The organism is Archangium minus (assembly GCF_044360475.1).
Taxonomy (GTDB): Bacteria; Myxococcota; Myxococcia; order Myxococcales; family Myxococcaceae; genus Archangium; species Archangium minus.
This window is the reverse complement of the sequence record NZ_CP043494.1, coordinates 6,041,486-6,066,016: the sequence shown is the minus strand read 5'-3', so window position 1 is coordinate 6,066,016 and position 24,531 is coordinate 6,041,486. Positions and strand designations below refer to the sequence as shown.

General features: G+C 68.1%; 11 protein-coding genes, 2 tRNA genes and 1 pseudogene (1 of these 14 running past the window's edge). 7 read left to right on the top strand and 7 right to left on the bottom strand.

Translation table 11 applies throughout. From position 1 onward, the window contains the following. The first annotated feature begins 163 nt into the window (after nucleotides 1-163). Nucleotides 164-796, top strand: a complete 633-nt coding sequence (rpsD, locus tag F0U60_RS24625; RefSeq protein WP_395823895.1) for a 30S ribosomal protein S4 — start codon at nucleotides 164-166, stop codon at nucleotides 794-796. 249 nt (nucleotides 797-1,045) lie between these two features. Here rpsD and F0U60_RS24620 read toward each other — a convergent pair whose 3' ends face one another. Further along, the gene (locus F0U60_RS24620) at nucleotides 1,046-1,498 is read right to left on the bottom strand and encodes an ester cyclase (protein WP_395823894.1); all 453 of its coding nucleotides are present in this window, start codon (nucleotides 1,496-1,498) and stop codon (nucleotides 1,046-1,048) included. 156 nt (nucleotides 1,499-1,654) lie between these two features. Then, nucleotides 1,655-3,292, bottom strand: coding sequence for a cellulase family glycosylhydrolase (locus F0U60_RS24615; protein WP_395823892.1), 1,638 nt, complete (start codon nucleotides 3,290-3,292; stop codon nucleotides 1,655-1,657). 635 nt (nucleotides 3,293-3,927) lie between these two features. On the opposite strand from F0U60_RS24615, the gene F0U60_RS24610 reads away from it, so the two are divergent. Continuing rightward, on the top strand, nucleotides 3,928-4,341 hold the full coding sequence (locus tag F0U60_RS24610) for an RCC1 domain-containing protein (protein ID WP_395823890.1): 414 nt from the start codon (nucleotides 3,928-3,930) through the stop codon (nucleotides 4,339-4,341). A 100-nt stretch (nucleotides 4,342-4,441) separates the two neighbouring features. Here the strand turns inward: F0U60_RS24610 and F0U60_RS24605 are convergent. Next, a tRNA-Arg gene (locus tag F0U60_RS24605) sits at nucleotides 4,442-4,515 on the bottom strand. A 306-nt stretch (nucleotides 4,516-4,821) separates the two neighbouring features. On the opposite strand from F0U60_RS24605, the gene F0U60_RS24600 reads away from it, so the two are divergent. The 3 genes from F0U60_RS24600 (at nucleotide 4,822) to F0U60_RS24590 (ending at nucleotide 6,802) form a co-directional block, all read left to right on the top strand. Further along, nucleotides 4,822-6,126, top strand: coding sequence for a hypothetical protein (locus tag F0U60_RS24600; RefSeq protein ID WP_395823888.1), 1,305 nt, complete (start codon nucleotides 4,822-4,824; stop codon nucleotides 6,124-6,126). Next, complete coding sequence (locus F0U60_RS24595) at nucleotides 6,123-6,557, top strand: tetratricopeptide repeat protein (protein WP_395823886.1); 435 nt, start codon at nucleotides 6,123-6,125, stop codon at nucleotides 6,555-6,557. Before F0U60_RS24600 ends, F0U60_RS24595 begins: the two co-directional genes overlap by 4 nt. Nucleotides 6,558-6,685: 128 nt before the next feature. Continuing rightward, nucleotides 6,686-6,802: a DUF2283 domain-containing protein gene (locus F0U60_RS24590; RefSeq protein ID WP_395825418.1), complete on the top strand. Its 117-nt coding sequence runs from the start codon at nucleotides 6,686-6,688 to the stop codon at nucleotides 6,800-6,802. 218 nt (nucleotides 6,803-7,020) lie between these two features. Here the strand turns inward: F0U60_RS24590 and F0U60_RS24585 are convergent, their stop codons facing one another. Continuing rightward, the gene (locus F0U60_RS24585; protein ID WP_395823884.1) at nucleotides 7,021-7,824 is read right to left on the bottom strand and encodes a hypothetical protein; all 804 of its coding nucleotides are present in this window, start codon (nucleotides 7,822-7,824) and stop codon (nucleotides 7,021-7,023) included. Between the two features lie 283 nt (nucleotides 7,825-8,107). Between F0U60_RS24585 and F0U60_RS24580 the strand changes: the two are divergent. Both F0U60_RS24580 and F0U60_RS24575 read left to right on the top strand, forming a co-directional pair. Continuing rightward, nucleotides 8,108-8,404: pseudogene (locus F0U60_RS24580) on the top strand (DUF2381 family protein); the annotation flags it as partial. Then, nucleotides 8,395-8,502, top strand: a tRNA-OTHER gene (locus F0U60_RS24575). The pseudogene F0U60_RS24580 and the gene F0U60_RS24575, both read left to right, overlap by 10 nt. Nucleotides 8,503-8,607: 105 nt before the next feature. On the opposite strand, the gene F0U60_RS24570 is transcribed toward F0U60_RS24575, so the two are convergent. From F0U60_RS24570 to F0U60_RS24560, 3 genes are all read right to left on the bottom strand, one after another. After that, the gene (locus F0U60_RS24570; protein ID WP_395823882.1) at nucleotides 8,608-11,877 is read right to left on the bottom strand and encodes a lantibiotic dehydratase; all 3,270 of its coding nucleotides are present in this window, start codon (nucleotides 11,875-11,877) and stop codon (nucleotides 8,608-8,610) included. Between the two features lie 13 nt (nucleotides 11,878-11,890). Next, on the bottom strand, nucleotides 11,891-13,138 hold the full coding sequence (locus F0U60_RS24565; protein WP_395823880.1) for a lanthionine synthetase C family protein: 1,248 nt from the start codon (nucleotides 13,136-13,138) through the stop codon (nucleotides 11,891-11,893). 764 nt (nucleotides 13,139-13,902) lie between these two features. Continuing rightward, a protein-coding gene (locus tag F0U60_RS24560) for an amino acid adenylation domain-containing protein (protein ID WP_395823878.1) crosses the window boundary here: on the bottom strand, nucleotides 13,903-24,531 show its 3' portion. 2,757 nt of this gene lie beyond the right edge of the window; only the last 10,629 of its 13,386 coding nucleotides appear in the window; its start codon lies off the right edge, out of view; it ends in the stop codon at nucleotides 13,903-13,905.

The following is a 24,531-nucleotide window of genomic DNA, read 5'->3' as shown; positions in this document are numbered from 1 at the left end:
CGAGGAAGGCTCCGCCGTGGTGCCCCCCCCTGCTCTCTGGGGGCGCCTCTTCGTCCATCGCCCCACGCCGTCTCTTGACGAGCCCGGACGCTTCGTGTAGTTGATAATGATACTGATTATCAATTTCAACTCGGCGATGAGCGCCGGGTGGGAGGAGCGAGACGTGGCACGGAATACGGGACCTCGGGGCAAGGTGTGCCGCCGGTTGGGGGTTGCGCTGTCGAACATCACCGCGAAGGACCCGGACAAGGATCCCGTGCTGCGCCGGCCCTATCCGCCCGGGCAGCACGGCGCGACGGCGCGCCCCTCGGTGAGCGACTACGGGCAGCGGCTGCGCGAGAAGCAGAAGCTCAAGCTGTACTACGGGCTCTTGGAGGCCCAGTGCCGCCAGGCCTACCTCGAGGCGCGCCGCTCCCCGGGCAACACGGGCACGGTGCTCCTGCAACTGCTCGAGCGCCGGCTGGACGTGGTGGTGCTGCGCGCGGGACTGGCCACGAGCATCCGCCAGGCGCGCCAGTTCGTGCGCCATGGCTACCTGCTGGTGGACGGGCGGCGCACCAACATCGCCAGCTACCGGGTGAAGCTGGGCTCCGAGGTGCGCTTCTCGCCCGTGCACAGGGAGCTACCCATCGTGAAGGAGAGCTTCGAGCGGATGAAGGGCCGGCAGGTGCCGGGCTACCTCCAGGTGCTCGACGGGGGCCAGGGCGTGCGCTGCGTGCGCGAGCCCGAGCGTGACGAGATTCCCGTGACTCTCAACGTGCCCTTCATCGTGGAGTTCTACGCGCAGCGCGCCTGAGCACACCCTGCTCTTCGGCGCCGGAGTAGCTCAAGCGGGCACGGCCGCGAAGCTGTGGGCCGGGCCGCGCACCTGACGACAGCGCCTGGAGTGACGAGGCGCTGCGTCTGGAGGTGACACGCGACTCACAGGCCGTCGGGATAGCACCACCCGTAGCTTCGACGCCGCAGAACTCGGTTCGAGTATCGGCCCAGTAGCCGCAGAAGGTGCAAGGGGCTCGTCATCCACGGAGCGGCCATGGCCGAGCGCTCAAGCGCCCGCGTAGGAGCCCGCATTCACCTCGAACGCCGGGGGAAGCACTCCGAGCTGCCGCAGGACCGGCAACATGTCGGGGCTGTCCCAGAACTCGACGAACCGACCATCCCGGAGCCGGTAGTGGGGGTGACCCCTGAAGTGAATCCGCCGTCCGGTGGCGGGAATTCCCATGAAGGGCCCGGAGTGGATGGCCGCCAGGAAGAGCCGGGGCGCGATCATGTCGTCCGCGTAGACGAAGCCTTCAATGGAGATCCGCATGTCCGAGAAGGCCTCCAACCAAGCCTCGACGGCTACCCTCGCCCCGTCCAGACCGGGCCCGAAACCGGGAACCGGCGGGTGGAGGGTGATATCCGGAGCGAGAAACCGATCGAGCGCTTCAATACGACGCTGGTGGTAGATGGTGTTCAGGTACTCCTCGAAGAACTCCCGGGCCGCCCTGGCATCCATGGTTGTACCCCCTGGGTTTGAGCTCCTGCTTCAATCAACATAGGCAGTGGCACGAAGCGCCAAGGGGTAACGGATTTCGACTGGAGGTAGGCCGCCCACTTGTGCCAGCCGGGCCGGGAGGGACCCCACCTCGACCCCTCCCAGCCACAGGCACCATCAGTTGGCCGTGCAGGTCAGGGTCGGCAAGGTGTTGGAACCGGAATACGCCGCCTGGAAGCCGAAGGACGTGCTGCCCCCTGGCTGGATGACACCGTTGTAGTTCATGTTCCGCGCCGTAACGCTCGCACCGGATTGGGTCTGCGTGGCGTTCCACATGTTGGTGATCTGCTGGTTGCCACCGAAGGTCCAGCTGACCGTCCAGCCCTTGGTCGCAGTGGTCCCGGTGTTCGTCACCGTCACGGTGGCGCCGAAGCCGGTGCCCCACTGGCTATCGAACTTGTAGGTCGCCGTGCAGCCGCCGGTTCCTCCCCCGGAGGGCTGGGTCGTCGCGGAGACAGTGTTGGACGCCTCGCTCACGTTCCCAGCTGCATCACGCGCATACACCTTGTAGCTGTAAGCCGTGTTCGCCGACAGCCCCGTGTCCGTATACGACAGCATGCTGCTGGGGAGCGTCGCCACTCGGGAGGACCCGCGGTAGACGTCGTAACCGGTCACCGCGACGTTGTCCGTCGAGGCGCTCCACGCGAGCGACACGCTGCTCGACGTTGTACCTGTCGCCGCCAGGTTGCCGGGCGCGGTCGGGCGCTGCGTGTCACCACCGCCCCCAAAAACCGAGGCCTCGACGGAGGTGGCCTCAAGACCATTCGCACTCGTGATGAGCCAGTTGCCCCAGTCCGTGCGGCTGGCCGGGTTGAAGTTGGAGACCATGTCGAGGTATTCGACGCCACCTCCGTTGCCGCTCCACGACCAGCCGATGTAGCCGAGCCCCAGCGACGTGGTGTGCTCCGTGATGGTCACCTCATCCGGATCACCGTCGGAGTGGTACCACCCGAACTCGCCGACGAGGATGGGCAGGCCACGGCTGGTAAACGAGTCGAGGTAGGCCTTGACCTTCTCTGGGGTGTTGTAGACGCCGTACATGTGGACGCTGAAGATGGAGTTGCGCAGCGGGTCGGCCTCCCAGATCGTCTGGGCGTTGTCCCGCATGGTGTTGGACCAGTCCTGCCCCCAGTTCGGCGCGTCAATCACCAAGGTGTGCGTCAGCCCAGCACTCCGCAGGCGTTGGATTGCATCAATGGTCGCCGCAATCCACCCCGTGGGATTGGTGTTGCCATACGGCTCATTGCCGATGTTGATGAGGATGTAGGCCTCCTGGCCAACGAGCGCACTGCGAATGCTCAACCAGTAGTCGACAGCCTGAGCGAGGCTGTAGGCGCCACTCGCCTCCCCGTACCCCGTCGTGTCGTGGTTCTCGAGCATGCAGATGAGCCGGTTCTGCTTGCAGAGCGAGATGACATTTGCCACGTCGCTGGCCGTGTTGATCGGCCACCGACCACCGCTCAGCACGACGCGGACGCTGTTGGCCCCCACCACCTTGATGTCAGCGAATGAGCTGGTCCTCTGCGAGTACCACGCGTGTGGGTGGCTGATGCCGCGGATGATGAAGTCGTTGCCGTTCGCGTCGAGGAGCCGGCCGTTGACGATATGGAAGCCGCCGTCAGCAGCATGGGCGGCACTGGTGGGCGCGAGGACGGAGAGCACGGCAGTCAGCACTGCGGTTGTCGCGGTGGTGAGGAGCCTTCGCCACCAGAACCAGGCACTACGGGTATCAGCGTGGTGAATCTGTCGGGACATAAGGGGTTTCCAGAAGTGAGTGTTCGAGACGTGATCCACTGCGTGATGGCAGCTTTTGAGTCAGTCCGTGGCCGTGCCAAAGCAAGACAACTCCCAATGGCAGGCCTGGACCCGCCATGGGTCTTCAATTCTTGACAGCATTTTCCCTCTCCCTGGAGGTATGTTTTCGACAGCCCCTCTTTGTCCCGAGTGATGCTGCTCCGCGGTCACAAGAGGGGTGAGGGAATCACAACGTTGTCATTTGGGACTGATGGGAAGATTTTAGCTTGATGGCAATATGACGGCTCCTCCTGGGGTCACCGGATGAGAGAGCGCCACCGCTGAGTGGGTCCCGCTTGAGGCCTCGCGCGAACACAAGAGGGAGGAACGAATCGTAACGTTGTCATTTTTGGTTGAAGGAAAGTTACAGCGTCGTGGCAGTGAAACACATCCTCCAGTAGTTCTTGGGATTTGAGAGCGTTACCGCTGAGTCGCCCCACCAAATGTGAAGCGAGAATGACAGTAATTGAAATCAGATTGTGAAGGAATTCAAGTCAAACCGACTCTCCCGGAAATATCAGATACAGGACAGTTCTTCGGAGACCGGAGAGCGATTCATCCGGGAGGCTGTGAGGGCTGGGCGGGTGTGACTCTCAATGGAGCTCCTGCGCGACCAGGACCCGCTCGAGGTCCGGCTCAAGCCTCATTCTGGCTTGCTCACGTCCCTGACGTTTCCCCATTCGCTGACCATCCATCCGGATGGCACCGTGCGTCGTATCGCCCCTGTGCAAGTGCCGGGGCTCACCGGCTTCCAGTCCGTCTCCGCGAGCAACTACCACGCCCTGGGTCTGCGCTGGGACGGCACCTTCTGGGAGTGGGGCAACTACCGCTCCACGCCGGGGCAGGTGCCGGGCCTGAGCGACATCGTGGCCATCTCCGCGGGCAACGACTACGCGCTGGCGCTGCGCGGCGATGGAACGGTCTGGGCCTGGGGTAACAACTGCGACGGACAGCTCGGCCACGGCGCCGCGTTCGACGCCTTCGTCCCCGTCGCCTCCCTGCTGGACTGAATCAAGCAGGCGACGGTCCAACCCGTAGGCCCTGCTGCTGTGCCGTCCGACGCTGCAGACAAAAACGCCCTGCTTCCGCGGACTTGGGAAGCAGGGCGAGTGGCCCCGGCTGGAATCGAACCAGCGGCCTGCGGTTTAGGAAACCGCCGCTCTATCCAACTGAGCTACGGGACCAGCGAAGCAACCTCCTGAAACTACTGGCTCTTTCTGGTGAACGCCCGCCTACCACCGCGAGCGTCCCGGCCGATGTACAACGGGGCCCCTTATAGAGCAGGCGACTGGAGACACGCAACGAAAGTGAAGCCCTCCCCGAACTGGCACCGTTCGGGAGAGACGAGCCCCTGACATCTATCTGACAAAGAGCCAGGCCGCCCGGAAGGCCGCCGACGAGGCGGTCTTCAGGGGCGCCAGGCTGGTGGCCCGGTTCCTCGCCCGCCTCAAGGTCGAGGGCCGCACGGCTCGATCTCAGGGGGAACTTCCATGAAGCCAAGCTGGACGGCGGCGCTGCTGATGCTCCTCGCCGGGTGTGCGACCGCTTCTCGTGTCGTGCGCCTGGACACGGGCCAGCCCGACACTCTTGTTGTCACCCCACGCTCCGGTGCCGAGCCGGTGACGTTGAACGGCGACGAGTTCAAGGAAGTCGTGGCGAAGCGTGCCTGGGAGGTTCGGCCCTCATCTCGGCCCCAGGAAGCCGCCCGGAAGCTGTTCGAGGTCGAGGCGCGGAGTGGTTCGTACACGTACGAGATACGCAGCCGCCGCGTCACTCCGCTCGAGCCGGACGAACATCTGGAGGAGACACCACCGGCGGCGGAGGTGGAGTTGACGCGCGCCTACCTGCGCTGGTGCGAGCGCACCGGCAGGCCCGGAGACTGCCTCCACCTGTTGACGGAGAGCCCCGTCGTCAACGGGGACGGCCGTTTCGCTCTGGCCCTCGCCCTCGCCAAAGGCGCCGTGCTCGACGAGATGCTGGAGGCGTTCAAGGACATGGCCGACCCCCACGCCATGGTGGCGGCGGTTCTCTGGACCTGGACCACGTACATGGTCCTCATCTCGATTCCCGACGTGACGATCTCGAAGGGCCTCGCGGCCGTGATGACCGCCACCCTCATCTCCTACGTGGGCGTCGACACCTTCTGGGGCCTCATCGTGGGCTTCAAGCAGTTGATGGACGAGGCGGATCGGGCCGCCACGTTCAACGAGCTGCGCGAGGCCGGGGAGCGGTACGGCAAGGTGATGGGCCGCAACGCGGCACGTGCGTTCGCCATGCTGGCCATGGTGGCTCTCGGCAACACTGCGCCGGGGTTGGCGGCGAAGGTGCCGACGCTGCCCGGTGCGATGCAGGCGGCGGCGCAGGCGGAAACGCAGGTGGGTATCCGCCTCGCGGCAGTGGGGGAGGTCGAGACGGTTGCCGTGAGTGCCGAGACCATCACCATCGCACTTGCTCCGGGCGCCGTGGCGATGTCGGCTCAGGGGTCGGGTGCCATGAGCGCTCCGCTCCCGGCGAGCGGTGATGACATCTCGGTCAAAGATGCGCACGTAGACGTTCCCAAGCACAACCTCGACCGCCTGGCTCCAACGTGGCCAGGGCAACGACAGTTCCTCATCGACGCTGTCCGCCAGCTCGATGGGAAGGTCAGCGCATTGGCCACAACCCCCCAAGGGTCCATCTTCGAGAGCACCCTCAAGATCAAAGATAGGTTCGGGGGGATTGCGAACCTGACCATTCGCTGGTTCAAGTACACGGACGGTCGAATCACCATCAACACCGCTTTTATTCCCCCATGACGGACCATCTCGAATATCTGGCGAAGCGAGTGCTGGAGACAGGAGGAGCAGAGGCAGAGCGGGCCTTCCGCGATGCACTCCGTCACGTTTCCGACCCCGCTGTACTCAGGGTACTTGCAGGAAAGTTCTACGCGGAGCCCGAGGTATCGGTGCCCGCCTATGAACGACTCCTGGAACTGATGCCCAAGGATCTGCTCGCACGGGTTGAATTCGGATTCGTCTATTTCCTCATGGGAGAAGACGGCGAGGCGAATCGGCAGCTCGGCATGGCCCAGGCGTTGGACCCGGAGCACGTGCAGGTTCTCACCTTGGAGGCGGCACTGGCACGTGAGTCGGCCGAGAAGGTGCGGCTCTACCGCCGCATCCTCCAGAAGGAGCCCCTGAACGAGATTGCACGCGGCAAGATCCGTGAGCTGGGGGAAACGCCGTAGTTCCTGGCCTGGAGGCCGTAATGGGGCAGACGGATTCCAAGAAGAAGCTCGGGCACTTCGAGCTGCAAGTCTCCGAGGTCGATCAGGACGTGGCCTACTTGCGCCTCCCGAGTCACCCCCGGTGAGACCTGCAAGATGTCGAAGTCAATCAGGCTGGTCGAACTCATGAACTCGTACGCGGCCCAGAGGTGGTACTCGACTTCGACCAGGATGGAATCCTGGTCGGAATCGAGCTCCTGGCGTGATGCCCTGCCGACTGCAGACAATGAAGCACATGGAGGAGCAACCCAGGCCAAGAAAGCTGCGCGCTCGTTGCTTCTTCTCCTCCTGCCTCGCCTCTTCCGGCCCCGACTCGAAACCCGATTGAGGGAGAACCTTCAGGCCCACCATCTGCGCCGCGCTCGGCATCACGCTCAGCGGTTGAGCGTCCCGTCACCCCGGCCCCGCTCCGCCCAGGAACAGCTCAGCCCAAACGCGGGCGAGGTGCGGTGGCGCCTGCTGCCCACCACGGGGACGGGGCGATGAACTGTTCGCTCAGCTCCCCGACGCCGATATCAATCATCGGGAAGATGTTGAGCCAGTCAGTCTGCGGGGCGTAGCGGCGCAATGCCGGGGGCTTCGCGTCAAGCTCCTCCCGCAGCTGCGAAAAGCCGGGCTGCGACATGCTCAGGCGCTTGGCTACCGCCCGCAGCGAGTCCGCCGTAAGTCCGAGTTTCTCGCGCAGTTCCACCTCCTCGCCCTGAGCCTCGCGCAGGATGACGAGCCCCTGCTCGCGAATGCGCTCGACGCCCTTGGGGCCGTGGACGTCCACAGTCCCACCTTCGGCGGCCATCGCGAACAGCACCCAGTGGGCCCGCGCGAGGGCCACGCGCCCCAGGCAGTCCCTGAGGGAGTCGACCATCTTCTCGGTGAAAAACCCTTCGCCCATGCCCCAGGATAGCTCCCAGCAGAGGAGTCGGAACTCGACCTCGCTCACCGCCGGCCGGTTGTACGCGCTGCCGTATGCGCACGCGAGCGAGATGATGCGCTCGGCATACGTCTGCGTGATGCGGTTGCCCATACCCCCCGGAGCGTTCGGGTTCACTAGGGAGGGGTTGTTCCAGAAGTGCCAGAGCAAGCGCGAGCCCATGAGCACCACGGAGTCGCTGCGAAACCGGCGCACGCGCTTGACGATGTCCTCGAAGCTGAGCGTCCTTTTGGGAGGATTCAGAACCTCAGAAGCATCGTAGCGCCAGGGTGGCTGATTCGTGAGCGGAAGGATTCGCATATTGGGGTTGGCGTCTCCGGTACGTAATTTGTATACGTAATCAGCCGGTCGCTGGCGAACGTGGATGAACGCCAGCGTCCAGTAATCTCGGGGATTTAGAGGGACCCACCCGAGAACCTAGCGGCCCTTCAAGGGTTAGGAAACCGCCGCTCTATCCAACTGAGCTACGGGACCAGAGAAGTAACCTACTGAAACTTCTAGGCCGCTCGGAAGGCCGCCGACGAGGCGGTCTTCCTGGACGCGTGTCTCTGCTCCTTCACTCGAGTCCTTTGACACCTTCGACGCTTACCGAGCCGTTGGTCCTGATGGACGAGGACGGGTGGCCGTGGCGGTGGAACTGCGCAACCTGGGAACGGTAACCTGGACCCCCACTGGGGCGGCCCTGGTGGGCGCCAAGCGCGAGGAGCTGACGGGGCTGAAAGTGTCGCCCCTGGAGTCCATCCCGCCGGGGACGTCGCGGCGCATCGTGGTGGAGTTGGACGCAGCGGAGAGCGAGGCCCGGGGCTCCTACACGCTCAAGCTGTGGGCGGGAGAAGCTGGGACCGGGGGCGTGACCCTCGACGGCGTGATGTTCCCGTAGGTGGTGGACTGGACGGCTCCTTCTGCCGTCACGTACGCCCAGCACCTGCCCCTGCCATCCATAACCGCAGGCCGCTGGTTCGATTCCAGCCGGGGCCACTCGCCCTGCTTCCCAAGTCCTCGGAAGCAGGGCTTTTTTGTCTGCAGCGTCGGACGTCACAAGCAGCAGCGCCTACGGGTCGAACCGCCGACGAGGCAGTCGGCTCAGCTCGTCGAACCCGACTTCCGCTGACGGGCAACCAGGGACGCGTAGTGACGAGCGAGGAGGTCGTAGAGGACCAGCTCCTGCGCCCGCGCCGCCGCCCGCATCATGCGGTTGGCATGCATGTGCAGGAAGCTCCCGGCCAGCTCGGGGATGGGGACGCCCAGCTTTCCCCTGCCTGCCAGCGCGCTCAGCTCCGTGACGATGGGCGCCAGCCTCTCGGAGCGACGCTGGAGCACCTGAAGCCCTCGGGTGAGCTCCGGCGAGCCCCCCCTTTCGGAGCCCAGCAGCTCCTCCAAGCTCCGACGCTCCTTCCGGAAGCGCTCGGTGAGTTGGTGCTCGGTGGCACGCTCAACATGGAACTCGCGGCCGAACATCTCGCGCAGCGAGGTCAACACCCGGAGCCGGGTGTCCAACCCGAGCCGCAGGTCCGAGAGCAGCCGAGCCATCCCACACAGTGTCAGGCGCCAGCGCGCGTCCGCGCCTTCATCTCCCCGCAGCAACTCCAGGAGCTCCAACACGGCCTCGCTGTCCACCTGGAACAGCCGTTCGGCGAGGAGGATGGCCTCCGGTCCCCCGTAACGCTCCACCTCCCGCTCGTAGGTGTCGAACTGGAGCTTCCACAGGAGCTGCTCCCGCTGGAGCGGCTCCAGCAAGCCGGGGAGCTCGCCCGCCAGTTCGTGCAGGCGCTTGGGGGAGCCATGGAGGCGCAACCGGAGGTGCCAGTCCGGATCGCTGTAACGAATGAAGAACCATCCGTCCGCCGCTCCCGAGCCGAGCGCGGACTTCACCAGCGGGGCCACCGTATCCGAGAGGATGCGGTCCGCCGTTGCGGCGCCGGTGTAGAGCTTGACGTACAGCCACTCCGAACCGGGGAGGAAGCTGCGAGGCTGGCTGGAGAGCCGCGGAGCCCCCACGGAGCGGGACAGGGCCGACACGCGGGTCGCCTCCACCGTGGGCTGGGAGCGCACGAAGGGCACCACCAGATCGTGGACGAAGCGGCCCTCGGGACCCTCCACGCAGAGTTCGTTCGGCCCGGGGAACACCTCCACCAGCGTCGCCAGGGAACGGCCCTTGAGCAGTTGGAGCAGGGTCTCGACGCCGAGCACGTTGTCCAGGTCGGTCGGGAGCAGGTTGTCCCCATCCTCCAGCGCGACGAAGCGAGGCATGCGCCGCTCGGCCCTGAGCGCCTGGAACGCGGCGAAGCGCTGGTCCCTGTCCAGCTCGCCGAGCCTCTCCAACGTGTCGCGCCAGAGTTTCCACGTCGCCGGGGACAACACCAGCCGCCGATGGGTGACTCTGGGCAGGAAGCTCGCGTTGACCAGGGGCCCCCAGCTCCAGGTCACGCCTCCGCAGTGGTCCTGATGCTGCAGCGCGCAGAGGAAGTGGTAGAGGGCAAGGCTCTGCGGCCCGAAGTTGTGCGCGTTGGTCATCCGGGGGATGACCTCGCGTCCCAGCCGCGCCGAGTGCAGGACGATCCGCGAGCCCTGGATGGAGATCCTCAAGTCGGACGCATCGAGCTGCCGCTCGGGTGGAGCGCCGGACCTGCCCAGGTAGGTGAGCTCGTACTGGCGCAGGACCGGGCGGGCGAGGATATTGCCGACCCGCCCCTGGGGCAGGTGGACGATCTCCGCGAACACCGCGCCGGGTCGGAGCGCCTCCTCGGCACGCAACACCTCCTCCACCTTGCGGTGGAGCAGAGGATCTCCGTGGCAGAAACGACCCAGGAGATTGGCGCCCGAGGGACCGGAAGCAGCGTGGAGGCGGAGCTGGAAGTTTCCCCGAGTGAGCGCGGTCTCCGACTCCGCCACCAGGGTCGCAATTGCCGCGAAGGAGTCCGGCAAGGGCTGACGATCCTTAACCTCCAGACGCTCGAGGTCTTTGTCATCCAATTCGAGGGCCAGGTTGCCCGTGCGCAGGGTCTCCTCCAACCGGCGCAGGAGGAAGGCCTCGCGCTCCCCGAAGCGCATGTGCCTGTCGGGTGCTCCGCCCAGGGCCAGCCCGGCCAGGAGCGGCGTCGCCTCCGCGCTGGGGGCGTTGGACTGCCGGAACCCGACGCCAGCCTCCTCATCCAACGCCTCGAGCAGGGGAACTTCGCGTCCCTCATAGCGCTGGAGGAACGCTTCGCGGAAGCGCTCCAGGGCGTCCTGCGGTGGACTGGGGGTGATGCGGTGGAGGAGCCGCACGCCACGCTCCAGCTCGCGGGTGACCTCCCGCCCCAGCACGAACTCGGGCGCTGGCTTGACCATGTCCACCTGGAACAGCCGGGGCAGCTCGACTGGAGCAGGCAACCGCGAGAGCTTCTGGGCCACCTCGAGGTAGTGATCGATCGGCGCGCCGGGGCCGCACCGATCCAGATGCTCCAGGGCGGACTGGACCTCCATCAGCACGCCAGCGCAGGGGGCGCCGCGAGGGAGTTGTTGGAGCTGGGAGAGCAGCTCGGGGACGGCCTCCGCTCCTGTCACCGAGGGAGAGAGCTCGGACACCAGGAGCTGGCTGTTGATCAGCTCATCGATGTACTCCGTTGCCTCCGGGAGGCTGATCTCCGGATCCATCTCGACCAGCGCGCGCACCAGTGCCTCGGGCCGGGCTCCCGCGCTGGCATGCGTCAGCATCGCCTCCAGGTACTCGGTCGGCTCGACCGCCACCAGATGGTACGAGCGGGTCTTCTCGACCATCCGCGCCTCGGCGTAGCGCAGCCGCCCGCTCGCGCGGTACAGGCTGCTGTTGGGCCGGTGGGGGATGTGCGGGCGCAGCTCGGGCGCACGCGAGAGCGCCTCGGAGAGCATGCAGGCATAGGCCATGTCCAGGCGGGTATGGCGTTGGTAGGTGGCGCGGGGGGCGAGCCGGAGCCGCGTCCGCTCCCCCAGCGCGCCCACGGAGTAACCCGCGAAGAGGCCGAAGGGGGTAGAGCGCCCCGTCATGCGGGCCAGATAGCGGACGACACTGCGCTCCACTTTCTCCCCGCGCTCGCTCTCCGGATCGCGCTCCCACTGGCCCAGGCTCTCGTAGAGGGCCGGCGAGGCCACGAAGAGCGCTTCGCGCACCTCCATCCGTCGCAGAATCTCGCCCAGTCGCACCCGCAGGATGAGGCGATCCCGGCGGAGCGCTTGCACAAGCTCAGGGGAGTCCGGCTGGAAACGCGGTGCCTCCAGCCCCTCTCCCCACCTGCTCAGCTCGTCGAAGGGCAGCAGGGGCGTGCGGAGCACGAAGAACCCCGATGGGGAGAACGGAAGCTCCTGGGACCTCTCCTCGGAAGTGGGATGGATCATGGGGCGAAGGGGCTCAAGCGGGGATGGCGGCCATGAGCATGCCGTCCCAGGTAGGCGTGAAGGGATGACACGCGGCCTGCAGGGCCAGCGCGATACCCGTGGTGCCGCAGAGCAGGGAGCCATCCGGTATCCAGCCGATCTCCTCCTCCTGTTGGCCGGGCAGCAAAGACCAAGAGAGGAATCCCGCCAAGCCTTCCCCGGGGCGCCGCATCTCCAGCGCCCGGGCGAACCACGCGGTAGCGGCCTCCTTGAACAAGGGTTCCCGGGAGGCCTGATAGAGCCGGTTGTAGATATGCCCGAGGCCCGCGGCACCGTGGCAGAGCCCCGCGTCCCGCACTCCCGCGTGCTCCGGCGGACGCCTCGCGGCCTCTCTCGCGATCTCCAGCACGGCCCGCTCCAACTCAGGATCCGACAGGGCCCGGGCGGCGACGAGCAGGCAGAGCGCAACGCCGGGATCGCCATAGCACCAGGCGGAGCGACAGGCCTCAGCGGGGCGCTCCGGTGCGACCGCCGAAGGGAAGCGGGCTCCTGGGCTGTCAGGCATCGCCTTCGTCAGGAGCCAGCGGGCTCCGCCCGAGGAGAGCTCGCGAGCCTTCTGTCCAGCCACTCCCGCCCGGGCAATCAGGGCGAGCAGGGCCACGATCGCGGGAACCCCGTGCGCCGCCCCCAGGTTGAAGCACCCGTCGCGATACACGAGCCGCTGCTGCGATGACAAATGTTGGGGCGGAGTCCACCAGGAGACTCCTGACCCGGTATGGGTGGAGCGCTCCTCCAGCCGGTCCACGAGCTCCTGGAGGCACATGGCGGCCGCCGGGCGCGGCAGGCGCTCGAGCGCGTAGACGCCAATGCCCACCAGCCCGAGGATCAGATCGTACTCGGCGCTCCAGGGCCTTTGAGAGACCAACCCCAGCAGCGTCTCATCGATCTCTTCCAGTCCCTCGAGCGGTGAAACGCCCAATGTGCCGAGCCGCTCGATGGACCAGGCGATCCCGGGGAATCCCCCGTAGAGCCAGGGCGGGAGGGGGTGCGCCTCGATCGCCGACGCGGCCTCCAGGATGAGCTGCTCCGCGTGAACGAGGTGGCCTCTTCCGGGCCGCGCGCGCTCCAACTCAGCGAACAGGAGGGCCAGACCCGCCTGGCCATTGGAGAGCGAGGGTCCCCTCACCGCCCGCGGCGCCAGAAGCGCGCTCGCGGCCTCGTCCACGACTTCCAGCGCACGCTCCCGTAGGGAGCCCTCGAGAAGAGGGAGCCATTCCGCCATGGTGATTGCCTCCAAATCCAGTTGAAGCTGCTTTGGTGGACAAACCAGTACTACGCTCCGCGCGCTCGGCGCGATGCGACGCCAGGGCAGGCCTGTGCTCACTGGACGGCATTCCGTGCGACGATAGGAATTGCGTTAAACGAGCCTCCAAATGCACGGGGCGGCGTTCGGAGGCCCTGTTGTCGGGACCTCGGTGTGGTCTCACACCAAGGGCTAGGGTGGCTTGGGGGGCGGAGTCCTAGTTGCTGCAGAGAACCGCGATGATGGAGCAGACACCAGAATCACAGACTACGCTGCACAGGAGGGCCACGCTATCTCCCCCCTCACCGGCCTTGTTCCGCGTGTCATTCGAGAGATTCCGGAGGGTCTCCTTGTTGAGGCGAAGCTTGGCCTTGTTCGTCTTTTCCATGTTGGGACTCCCTTTTGTACCACCGGCATCGGCGGTGAGTGAGTATTTAAAGCATGAGGGCAGGCGCAACCATCAGGCTCGGGGGCATGAGAATGACAAACATTGGCTGGCGTCTCGTTCTGGGAGGTGGTGAGTTGCTGGTTAATCCTCAATTGCAGCGCTAGGGGCAATTGAAACGTTTGCTGCTTCCCGAAAGAGGCACGGCGCCGCTCAAGGTGATTTGACTCCTACACCGAAAGGGCGACTTGGTCTGGATGACGGAGACGCCGGGGGGTACTCCCCCGGCTTCATGGTGGGCTACGCGGGCGGGCGGCGTGCCTGCTCCGGCTGGCCGAGCCCGAGCGCCCGAGCCTGCTCAGTCGCGCGTTCTGGCGGGAATGATGGCGGGGGTTACTCCCTCCTTCCCGTCCGCCTCGGCCAACCAACGACCGAGCCGCTCCGCCAGCTCGCCCACGTGCGGCGCCCGGAGGATGCTGTGGTGGTCGCCCGGTATGTCCTCGACGGCAAGCCCGGTGGAGATGAGGCGCCCCCAGCCATGCGTGGGATCCACCCCTGTCCTCCTCCGCGCTTCTCGCGCCCGGAGCAGCTTCACCGGTCCCGAGAAGGGCTCGGGGCGGTAGCGGGCCACGGCCCGGAGGTTCGCCCGGGCCACCTCTAGCAGCACTCGCAGCTCCTCCACTCCCGTCGCGGGAGGCAACAACCCCGCCTCTCGGGCATGCGTCCAGAGGGCACGGATCCGCTCCTCGGGGGACAGGCCCGCGAGGGACTCGGGTGAGAGGGACACCTCACGTCCGGCGCTCCGGGCCAGATCCGCCGCGAAGCCCGCGAGCAGCGTGGCTTCATCCGGCTCCTCCTGCGGGGGCGACTCGGCGGGGGCGAAGCTGTCGAGCAGCACGAGCAGGCCCACCTCCTGTCCCTGACGCCGCAGCGTCCTGGCCATCTCGAAGGCCACCGTCCCACCCAGGGACCAGCCTCCGAGCAGGTACGGCCCCTCGGGCTGGACGGCGCGCACCTGCTCCACGTACCGGCGGGCCATCTCCTCTACGCTCTCGAGGGGAGCCTCGCGTCCGTCCAGCCCGGTGGCCTGGAGGGCGTGGAAGGGCCTCACCGTACCAAGGCGCCGCGCGAGCTCCGCGTAGCAGAGGACGTTGCCTCCCACGGGGTGCACCCAGAAGACAGGCGTGAGCGAGCCCTGGGGCTGGAGCGTAACGCGGTTGCCCTGGACGGAGGCCGGAATGCCCGCGCGCAACCGAGCCGCGAGCGTCTCGACAGTGGGCCCCTCGAAGAGCGCCGCTAGCGGCACCGCGCGTCCCAACCGCTCCTGGAGCCGCGCCACCAGCCGCACCGCCAGCAACGACTGCCCTCCGAGCTCGAAGAAGGAGTCCGTCACTCCCACCGGCCGCACCCCGAGCACCTCCTCCCAGAGGTGCACCAGCTCGCGCTCCAGCTCATCCCTCGGTGCGACCGTCTCCCCACGACCCGGGCGGTGGGCCTCCTCCGGTGCAGGCAGTGCTCGGCCATCCACCTTGCCGCTGGAGGTGAGTGGCAGCGCTTCCAGGTAGACGCACACGGAGGGCACCATCGCCTCCATCAGGCGCTGGCGCAGCCGCGCACGCAGCTCTCGCTCCTCGCGCGGCGTGGACTCGCCGGGGACCACGTACGCCACCAGCCGCGACTCGCCCGAGGGGCTCTTCCAAGCCCTCACGTGGGCCTGCTTCGCGCCGGTCAGCTCCCGTAGCACCGTCTCCACCTCGCCCGGCTCCACCCGCACTCCGTTCACCTTCACCTGCGCGTCCGCACGGCCCAGGTAGTCGAGCCGCCCGTCCGCCCTCCACCGCACCACGTCCCCTGTGCGGTACAGCCGCGCTCCCGGCTCGCCACTGAGTGCGTCCGGCACGAAGCGCTCCGCTGTCAGCTCCGGCCTCCCCACGTAGCCTCGCGCCAGCCCGGGTCCGCCCAGGTACAGCTCTCCGGCTACGCCCGGTGGTACCGGCCGCATCGCCCCGTCCAGCACGTACGTCCGCGTGTTGGCCAGCGGCCTTCCGATGGGAGGCCGGCCCTGGCCGGGCTCGCACTCCTCCCACGTGGCCAGCACCGACACCTCCGTGGGGCCATACCCGTTCACGAAGCGCCGCCCCCTGCCCCACCGCTCCACCAGCTCCGGCGGGCATGCCTCGCCCGCCGCCATCACCACCCGCAGGTGCTCCAGCCCTTCTTGCGGCAGCAGCGCTAGCACCGAAGGCGGCAGAGCCAACACCGTCACCGCGCCCTCCACCAGCTCGCGCCGCAGCTCCTCGCCCAGCGGCACCTTCCCTCCCGACGGCACGTACAGCGTCCCGCCCACCGCCAGCGCCAACAGGTAGTCCCAGAGGGAGACGTCGAAGCCCAGAGAGGAGAACTGCAACACCCGGCTCTCCGCCCCGACTCCGAAGGCGCCTGCCTTGCCTCGCACCAGATCGCACGCGCCCTCGTGCGTCACCACCACGCCCTTGGGCCGCCCCGTGCTTCCCGAGGTGTAGAGGATGTAGGCCGCGTTGTCCGGCTGCACTCCCGCCTCCAGCGCGCCCGCTTCCTCATCCCCTACGTCTTCCACCCGCACCACGCGCACGCCCTTGGACAGCTGGCACCGCGCCTCCAGGCCCCGCCGCGTCACCACCGCGTGCACGCTCGCGTCCTCCGCCATCCACGCCAAGCGCTCCGGAGGCTGCACCGCCTCCAGCGGCACGTACACGCCTCCCGCGAGTTGGATGCCCCAGAAGGCCACCACCGCCTCCACGCTCTTCTCCAGCAGCACCCCTACCCGCACCTCCGGTCCCACGCCCTCGCGCCGCAGCCGGTGCGCGAGCTTCCTCGCCCGCGTCCGCAGCTCCCCATAGCTCAGCCGCTGACCGCTCCCCTCCAGCGCCATTGCCTCCGGAGTCCGCTCGGCCTGGCGCTCCAACAGCCGCCCCAGTCCGTCCACCGGCCCGTCCACTCGCGGCCCGCGGCTCCACTCCTTCAGCACCCGCGCCCGCGCCTCCCCCTGCAGCAACTCCACCGCATCCACCCGCCGATCCGGAGCCGCCGCCACCGCCGCCAGCAGCGTCTCCAGGTGACGCGCCAGCCGCTCAATCGTCACCGGCTCGAAGAGAGCCGTGTCGTAGGTGAACGAGCCTCGCAGCCCCTCCGGCGTCTGCGTGAGGCTCAGCATCACGTCGAGCTTCGCTTCCACTCCCTCGTTCTCCACCGGAGACAGCTTCAGCCCGGGGAGTGACACCTCACGCGTGGGAACGTTCTGCAGGGCGAACATCACCTGGAAGAGCGGCGAGTGCCTCAGCTCACGCACCGGCCTCAGCTCCTCCACCAGCTTCTCGAACGGCACGTCCTGGTGCGCGTACGCCCCCAGTGCCACCTCCCTCACCCTCGTCAGCAGCTCCCGGAACGTCGGCGCTCCGGACACGTCCGTCCGCATCACCAGCGTGTTGACGAAGAAGCCGATCAGCCCCTCCACCTCCACACGCGTGCGCCCCGCCACGGGCGTGCCCACCACGATGTCCTCTTGCCCGCTCCAGCGCGCCAGCAGCGCCTGGAAGCCCCCCAGCAGCACCATGAACAGGCTGCATCCCTCTTGCTGTGCCAGGGACTCCAGGGCTTCGCTCACCTCGCGGGACAGTGCCACTCGCACCTGGCCCGCACGCTGAGACCTCCGGGCCGGACGCGGCTTGTCCAACGGCAGGTTCAACACAGGCGGGCTGCCCGCGAGCCGCTGCCTCCAGTACCCCAGCTGCGCCTCCAGCACCTCGCCCTTCAGCCACTCGCGCTGCCACCTCGCGTAGTCCGTGTATTGCAACGGCAGCTCCGGCAGCGGGCTCGGCTCTCCTCGCGAGAACGCCCCGTACAGCGCCGCCAGCTCCTGGATGAGGAGGCCCGCGGACCAGCCGTCGAAGACGATGTGGTGCACCGTCAGCAGCAGCACGTGCTCCCGCTCCGCCAACCTCAACAGCGTCGCGCGCAGCAGCGGCCCTTGGGAGAGCACGAAGGGCTTGCTCGCCTCCTCGGACGCTCGCCGCTCTACCTCCTCGTTCCGCCGTCCGGCCTCCAGCGCCGACAGATCCTCCGGCTCCAGGCTCAACCGCAGCGTCTCGGCCAGACGCAACACCGGCTCTCCTGCTCGGCTCTCGAAGGAGGCTCGGAGGATCTCATGCCGGCGCACCACCTCCTCCAGTGCGCGCTCCAGTGCCTTCGGCTCCAGCTGGCCCTCCAGCCGCAGCGCATAGGGAATGTTGTAGGCCGAGCTCCCCGGCTGGAGCTGCTCCAGGAACCACAACCGCTGCTGGGCAAAGCTGAGCGGCGGCGAATCCTCCACCGCATGAAGCAGAGGTTGCGAGGAAGCGCCCTTCTCACGAGCGGCGACAACACGCGACGTCAGCGCCCCGAGCGTTGGCGCATCGAAGAGGGCTCGCAGCGGCAACTCCACCCCGAGGGCCTTGCGCACCCGAGACACGAGCTGCGTGGCCAGCAGCGAGTGCCCGCCCAGCGCGAAGAAATCGTCGTGCATCCCCACGCGCTCCACTTGGAGCAGCTCGCGCCAGAGCCGGGCCAGCGCACTCGCCACCGGTCCCTCGGGCTCCACGTACCCAGGCCTCGCCGGGAGCGTGGGAAGGAGCGGCGGAGGCGATACAGGACGCGCTGGCGTGGACCCATCTCCCAGCAAGCGCGCGAGCGGCTGCTCCGGCTCCCGTACCACCTCGCCGAACAGCGTCTCCAACTCCGAGGCCCACCGCCCCACCGTGCTCTCGTCGAAGAGCCGAGCGTTGTAGCTGAGCAGCCCCCGCAGCCCTCCCTCCCACTCCTCCAGCGACAGCGAGAGATCGAACTTCGAGCTGCCCGTCACCGTCTCAATCCCGGTCAGCGTCAGGCCCGGCAGCTCCAGGGACGCCCGAGGCACGTTCTGCAGCGAGAACATCACCTGGAAGAGCGGCGTGTAGCGCATGTCCCGCACCGGCTTCAGCGCTTCCACCAGCTTCTCGAACGGCACGTCCTGGTGCGCGTACGCCCCCAGCGCCACCTCCCTCACCCTCGCCAGCAACTCCCGGAACGTCGGCGCTCCGGACACGTCCGTCCTCAACACCAGCGTGTTGACGAAGAAGCCGATCAGCCCCTCCACCTCCGAGCGCGTGCGCCCTGCCACGGGCGTGCCCACCACGATGTCCTCTTGCCCGCTCCAGCGCGCCAGCAACGCCTGGAAGCCCCCTAGCAGCACCATGAACAGGCTGCACCCCTCGCGCCGCCCCAAGGCCCGGAGCGACTCCACTCGCTCCCTCGGGAGGGAGAAGAGCCGCGTGCCTCCCTGGAACTCCGGCACCTCGGACCGCGGCCGATCCAGGGGCAGGTTCAACACGGGAGGACTGCCCGCGAGCCGCTGCCTCCAGTACCCCAGCTGAGCTTCCAGCACCTCGCCCTTCAACCACTCGCGCTGCCACCTCGCGTAATCCGAGTATTGCAGCGGCAGTTCGGGCAGTGGGCTCGGCTCTCCTCGCGAGAACGCCCCGTACAGCGCCGCCAGCTCCCGCACGAAGATGCCCGTGGACCAGCCGTCCGTGATGATGTGGTGCATCGTCAGCAGCAGCACGTGCTCGCCCTCACCCAGGCGCAACAGCGTCGTGCGCAGCAACGGCCCCTCCGCGAGCACGAAGGGCGTCCGGGCCTCCCGCTCCGCCAGCCGGAGCACCTCGGCCTCGCGCTCGGCCGCCGGGAGTCCCGAGAGCTCCACCGTCCCGAGCGGCACCGGCATCCGCGCCTGGATGCGCGCCACCGGCATGCCCTCGTGCTCACCAAACGTCGTCCTCAGCACCTGGTGGCGCTGGACGATCGCCTCCAACCCCCGCTCCAGTGACGGGAGATCCAGCGTGCCCGTCATCCTCACCGCATAGGGAATGTTGTAGGCCACGGCCCCGGGCTGCAGCCGCTCCAGGAACCACAGCCGCTGCTGGGCAAAGCTGAGCGGCACCTCCACCGCCCGGCGCGCAACCAGTGGCGGCGGCGCTGCTGCTCCCTTGGTGGCGATCCGCGGCGCCTCCTCCACCCGTCGGGCGAGCGCCTCCAGCGCAGGGGACTCGAAGACGGCGCGCAGCGGCAGCTCCACCCCGAAGTCGCCACGCACGCGTGACACCAGTTGCGTGGCCAGCAGCGAGTGCCCACCCAGCGCGAAGAAGGAGTCCGTCACGCCCACGCGCTCCACTCCCAGCGTGCGGGACCACAGCTCCGCCAGCCGCCGCTCCGTGTCCGTGCGCGGTGGGACGAAGCCTCCGCTCCCCGCCAACGCGCCCGGCAGCGGCAGCGCCTTGCGATCCACCTTGCCGCTCGGTGTAAGCGGGAAGGCGGACAGCTCGACGATCGCCGAGGGCACCATGGGCCCGGGCAGGCGCGTCTCGAGGGCCGCCCGCAGCGCGGAGGTGTCCACCGACGCCGACACCACCACGTAGGCCACCAGGCGTTGATCTCCCGGTCCGTACTCGCGCACAACGGCCACCGCGTCACGCACGGAGGGCTGCTCGCGCAGGGCCTCCTCCACCTCGCCCAGCTCGATCCGGTGGCCGCGCAGCTTCACCTGGAAGTCCACACGACCGAGGAACTCCATCGTCCCGTCCGCCAACCACCGGGCCCGGTCTCCCGTGCGGTACAGCCGCGCGCCGGGCTCGCCGCTGAAGGGATCCGGCACGAAGCGCTCGGCCGTCGCATCCGGACGCCCGAGGTACCCGCGCGCCAGCCCCGCGCCACCGATGAACAGCTCGCCCGCGACGCCCACGCCCACCGGCTGCCCGTCCCGATCCAGCACGTACAACCGCACGTTCTCAATGGGCCGGCCGAGCACGGGACGCGCATACGCCTCAGTGACGGGGCACACCGTCGCATCCACCGTGCACTCGGTGGGGCCATACACGTTGAACGCTCGCACCGTGCGCGAGGCCGCCAGCCGCCGCCACAGCGTCTCGGAGATGGCCTCACCTCCCACCAGCAGCGTGACAGGGCGCGCGGCCTCCTCCAGCCAACCCGTCTCCTGCAGGAGCAACAGCTGCGAGGGCGTGCAGTCGAAGACGTCCACCCGCTGCCGCTCCAAGTACTCGCGAAGCTCCTCGCCGTCGAAGCGCACGGCCTCGGGCGTCAGATCCAACGTGTGGCCGCGCAGCAGCTGGAAGAGCTGCTTCACCGAGGTGTCGAAGGACACCGAGCCATTCACGCTCACCCGCCGCCCCGCCCCCAGCTGCGCATAGACCGCCCGGTGCAGCGCCTCGATGAGGTTGGCCACCGCGCGCTGCCGCACCATCACCGCCTTGGGACGGCCAGTGCTGCCCGACGTGTAGATGGCATAGGCCAGATGCTCCGGACCTGCGCCACCGGGCACCGGCGTCTCCAGCTCCGCGCGCAGCGCCTCGGCCTCGGCATCCAGCCGCAACAACACCTGCCCGGGCCCCACGAGCCCCTCGGCGGCATCGCCCGCCGTCACCACCACCCCGGCCCCCGAGTCCTCCAGCATGTAGCGCAGCCGCTCGGGCGGATAGGCCGGATCCAACGGCACGTACGCGCCCCCGGCCTTCAGGATGCCCCACAGGCCCACCACCAGCTCCAGCGAGCGCTCCACGCACAGGCCCACGCGCACGTCTGGACCCACGCCCATGCGCCGCAACCGGTGCGCCACCTGGTTGGCCCGCGCGTTCAGCTCGCGGAAGGTGAGCCGCGCCGCTCCCAGCTCCACCGCCGAGGCCTCCGGCGTGCGCGCCACCTGTGCCTCCAGGAGCGCCGCGAGCCCTCCCCCCTCCTCACGCGCCGCCGCCGTCGCGTTCCACTCTCGGAGGAGCCGCTGCCGCTCCGCTTCGTCCAGCGGGGATAGCTCCGCCACCGGGCGCTCCGCTGACTCCACCATCCGCGCGAGCAACACCTGGAGGTGCCCCAGCATCCGCTCCACGTCCGCCGCGTCGATGCGACGCTCGTCATGGAAGAGGTGCAGGCTCAGCCCCTGGTGCGTGTCCGCGATCAGCGTCAGCGGGAAGCTGTCGAGCTCGTGGCCCCGCATGTTGCGGATCTCCAGCTCCGACCCCTTCCCGAGCGCGTTGTCCACCGGGTAGTTCTCCACGACCGCCAGCGTCTCGAAGAGCGGCGTCCCGAGTGGCACCTCGCCGCAGCGCTGCACCTCCACCAGCGGGGTGTAGTCGTACTGCCGCATCTCCAGCAGCCAGGCTTGCAGCTCTCGCAGCCACTCGCCCACGGGCTTGCCTCGCGGCACCCGCACGCGCACCGGGAGCGTGTTGATGAACAGGCCCACCAGCTCCTCCACACCTGGCAGGGTCGCGGGACGGCCGGAGAGCGTGTTGCCGAAGACGACGTCGTCCTCACCGGAGTGGTGGCGCAGCAGCAGCGCCCAGGCGCCCTGGATGCACGTGCCCAGGGTGATCTGATGACGGCGCGAGAACACCTGGAGCGCGGCAACCTGCCCCGGCTCCAAATGGACCCGCTTCTCCCTGCGCACGGGCGTTCCTTCCGCCACCGGCCCGCGATCCGCCCATACCCGCGTGGGCGTCGTGAAGCCCGCGAGCGACCGGCGCCAGAACTCCCGAGCCTCGCCCAGGTCCTTCCGCTGCAGCCACTCGATGAAGTCCCGGTAGGGGCGCGCCTCGGGCCAGGCGCGCTCGAGGCCTCGTGCCTGGGCTCCGTACCGTCCGAACACCTCTCCCATCAGGAGCGGCAGGGACCAGCCATCCAACAGCAGGTGCGAGTAGCTCAGCGCAAAGAGCCATGCCCGCTCGTCGATGCGCAGCAACGCGAGCCGCATCAGCGGCGCCCGCTCCAGCTCGAATCCGCGACGGCGATCCGCCTCCAGGAACGCGGCGAGCCGCGCCTCGCGCTCCGTGGGTGGCACCTCGCGCCAGTCCTCCGAGTGGATGGGGAGCTGCACCTCCCGCATCACCACCTGGAGCGGGGCCTCCAGCCCGTCCCAGAAGAAGGCCGTGCGCAGCGCCGTGTGCCGCGCCACCGTCTCCTGCCACGCCCGAGCCACGGAGATGGCATCCAGCGCCCCGTGCACCTCCCAGGACATCTGGTTGAAGTACATGCCCGAGGAGCCCGAGGCATGCAGCACATGGAAGAGCAGGCCCTGTTGGAGTGGCGTGAGGGGGTACAGGTCCTCGATGTTCCGCCGGCGCCGGACATCCCCTCCGGTCACCTGATCCACCAGTGCGTCCAGCGCCTCCTGCCCGAGCGACGCGAGCGGGAAGTCGGACGGAGTGAAGCCTCCCGCCCCCTCTTCCGAGCAGCGCGCGATCAATCCGCGCAGTGCGCGCTGGAAGTCCCTCGCGAGCGCCTCGACGGTCTCCCGCGCGTGGACGTTCTCGCTGTACGTCCAGAAGATCCGCAGTCGACCCCCGGAGACGATGCCGTTGATGTCGAGCAGATGCGCGCGCCGGGCCCGAGCGGACGCGGTGGGTCCCACCGACTCCGAGGCCATCGAGATGGGCGCACCCTCGGGTAGCACGTGATCCAACTGCCCCAGGTAGTTGAAGGAGACCTCCGGCACTGGCAGCGCCCGCAGACGCGCGGACAACTCCGGCTCCCGCGTGAGGTAGCGCAGCAATCCGTAACCCATACCGCGCCGAGGAATGCCCCGGAGGCTCTCCTTGACGCGCTTCAACCCCGCCTCCCCGTCTCCCCCCTCCAGCAGCACCGGGTACATGCTGGTGAACCAGCCCACGGTGCGCGACACGTCCACGCCCTCCAGCAGCTCCTCGCGCCCGTGGCCCTCCAGGTTCACGAGCAACCCCGGGGAGCCCGTCCAGCGACGGAAGGTCTCCGCCAAAGCGGCCAGCAACACCTCGTCAATTCGCGTGCGCCAGGCGCGCGGAACCTCGTGGAGCAGCGCCCGGGTCTCCTCCGCGTCGAGCTCCACGCCCACCTGCCGCGCGGATGCATTGGTGTTGTCACCGCCTGGGAAATCCACGGGCAAGCGCGAGGCGCGTTCCCAGGGCAGCCCCAGCCAATACGCGGCCTCGTCGCGAACCGCTGGCGTCTGTGCATGAGCGTCCAGCCGCTCCGCCCACTGCTGGAAGGAGGTGGTCTTCGGAGGCAGTTGGACCGGAGCCTTCGCCTGGAGCTGGCGCAGCACCGTGAGGAAATCCAGCAGCAGCACCCGCCACGACACCCCATCCACCGCCAGGTGATGGATGACGAGCAGCAGCTTGCGCGGCTCCCCCGCTCCCAGCGTGTACAGCACCGCTCGCCCAAGCAACCCACTGCGCAGCTCCAACGTGGCTTGCGTCCGGGCGGCATGGGCCTCCAGCTCAGAAATGCGCGCGGCCGGCGTGAGCCCGGAGAGCTCCACCCGCTCCAACGGGAAGGAGCCCTCGCCGTCACCGTTGCTCGCGAGCCACCCCTCTCCATCCTGGATGAAGCGCAGGCGCAGCGCATCGTGGTGCAAGCGCAGGTGCCGCAGCGCCTGCTCGAGCAGCTCCGCCTCCACTGGCTCGGACAGGGTGAAGAGGAGTGCCTGGTTGTAGTGGTGAGGCTCCGGCATCTCCTGCTCGAAGAACCAGCGCTGGATGGGCGTGAGCACCACCGGCCCCGTCACCAGCGACTGCTCGGCGGAGACTCCCGGCGCGGAGCCGGCCACGGTGGCGAGTCGAGCAATCGTCGGATGCGTGAAGAGCTGCTTCGCGGTGACGTGGACGCCCGCCTGCGCGGCCCGCGAGATGATCTGGATCGCGAGGATGGAGTCCCCGCCCAGCTCGAAGAAGTCGTCGTGGATGCCCACCCGCTCGTGCCCGAGCACCTGCGCCCAGACCTCCGCCAGCGAGCGCTCCTCGGGAGTCCGCGGCGGCTCGTAACGGTCGGGGACCTCGCGCGACTGCTCCGGCGCGGGCAGGGCCTTGCGGTCCACCTTGCCGCTCGTGTTGAGGGGCAGCGCCTCCATCACCACGAGGGCCGCGGGCACCATGTATTCCGGAAGCTTCGCGCC

Coding starts and splice junctions, on each gene's coding strand:
- F0U60_RS24565 (WP_395823880.1), bottom strand. CDS start 13,138: ATGGCGGAATGGCTCCCTCTTCTCGAGGGCTCCCTACGGGAGCGTGCG.
- F0U60_RS24615 (WP_395823892.1), bottom strand. CDS start 3,292: ATGTCCCGACAGATTCACCACGCTGATACCCGTAGTGCCTGGTTCTGG.
- F0U60_RS24570 (WP_395823882.1), bottom strand. CDS start 11,877: ATGATCCATCCCACTTCCGAGGAGAGGTCCCAGGAGCTTCCGTTCTCC.
- F0U60_RS24610 (WP_395823890.1), top strand. CDS start 3,928: ATGGAGCTCCTGCGCGACCAGGACCCGCTCGAGGTCCGGCTCAAGCCT.
- F0U60_RS24585 (WP_395823884.1), bottom strand. CDS start 7,824: ATGCGAATCCTTCCGCTCACGAATCAGCCACCCTGGCGCTACGATGCT.
- F0U60_RS24595 (WP_395823886.1), top strand. CDS start 6,123: ATGACGGACCATCTCGAATATCTGGCGAAGCGAGTGCTGGAGACAGGA.
- F0U60_RS24620 (WP_395823894.1), bottom strand. CDS start 1,498: ATGGATGCCAGGGCGGCCCGGGAGTTCTTCGAGGAGTACCTGAACACC.
- F0U60_RS24600 (WP_395823888.1), top strand. CDS start 4,822: ATGAAGCCAAGCTGGACGGCGGCGCTGCTGATGCTCCTCGCCGGGTGT.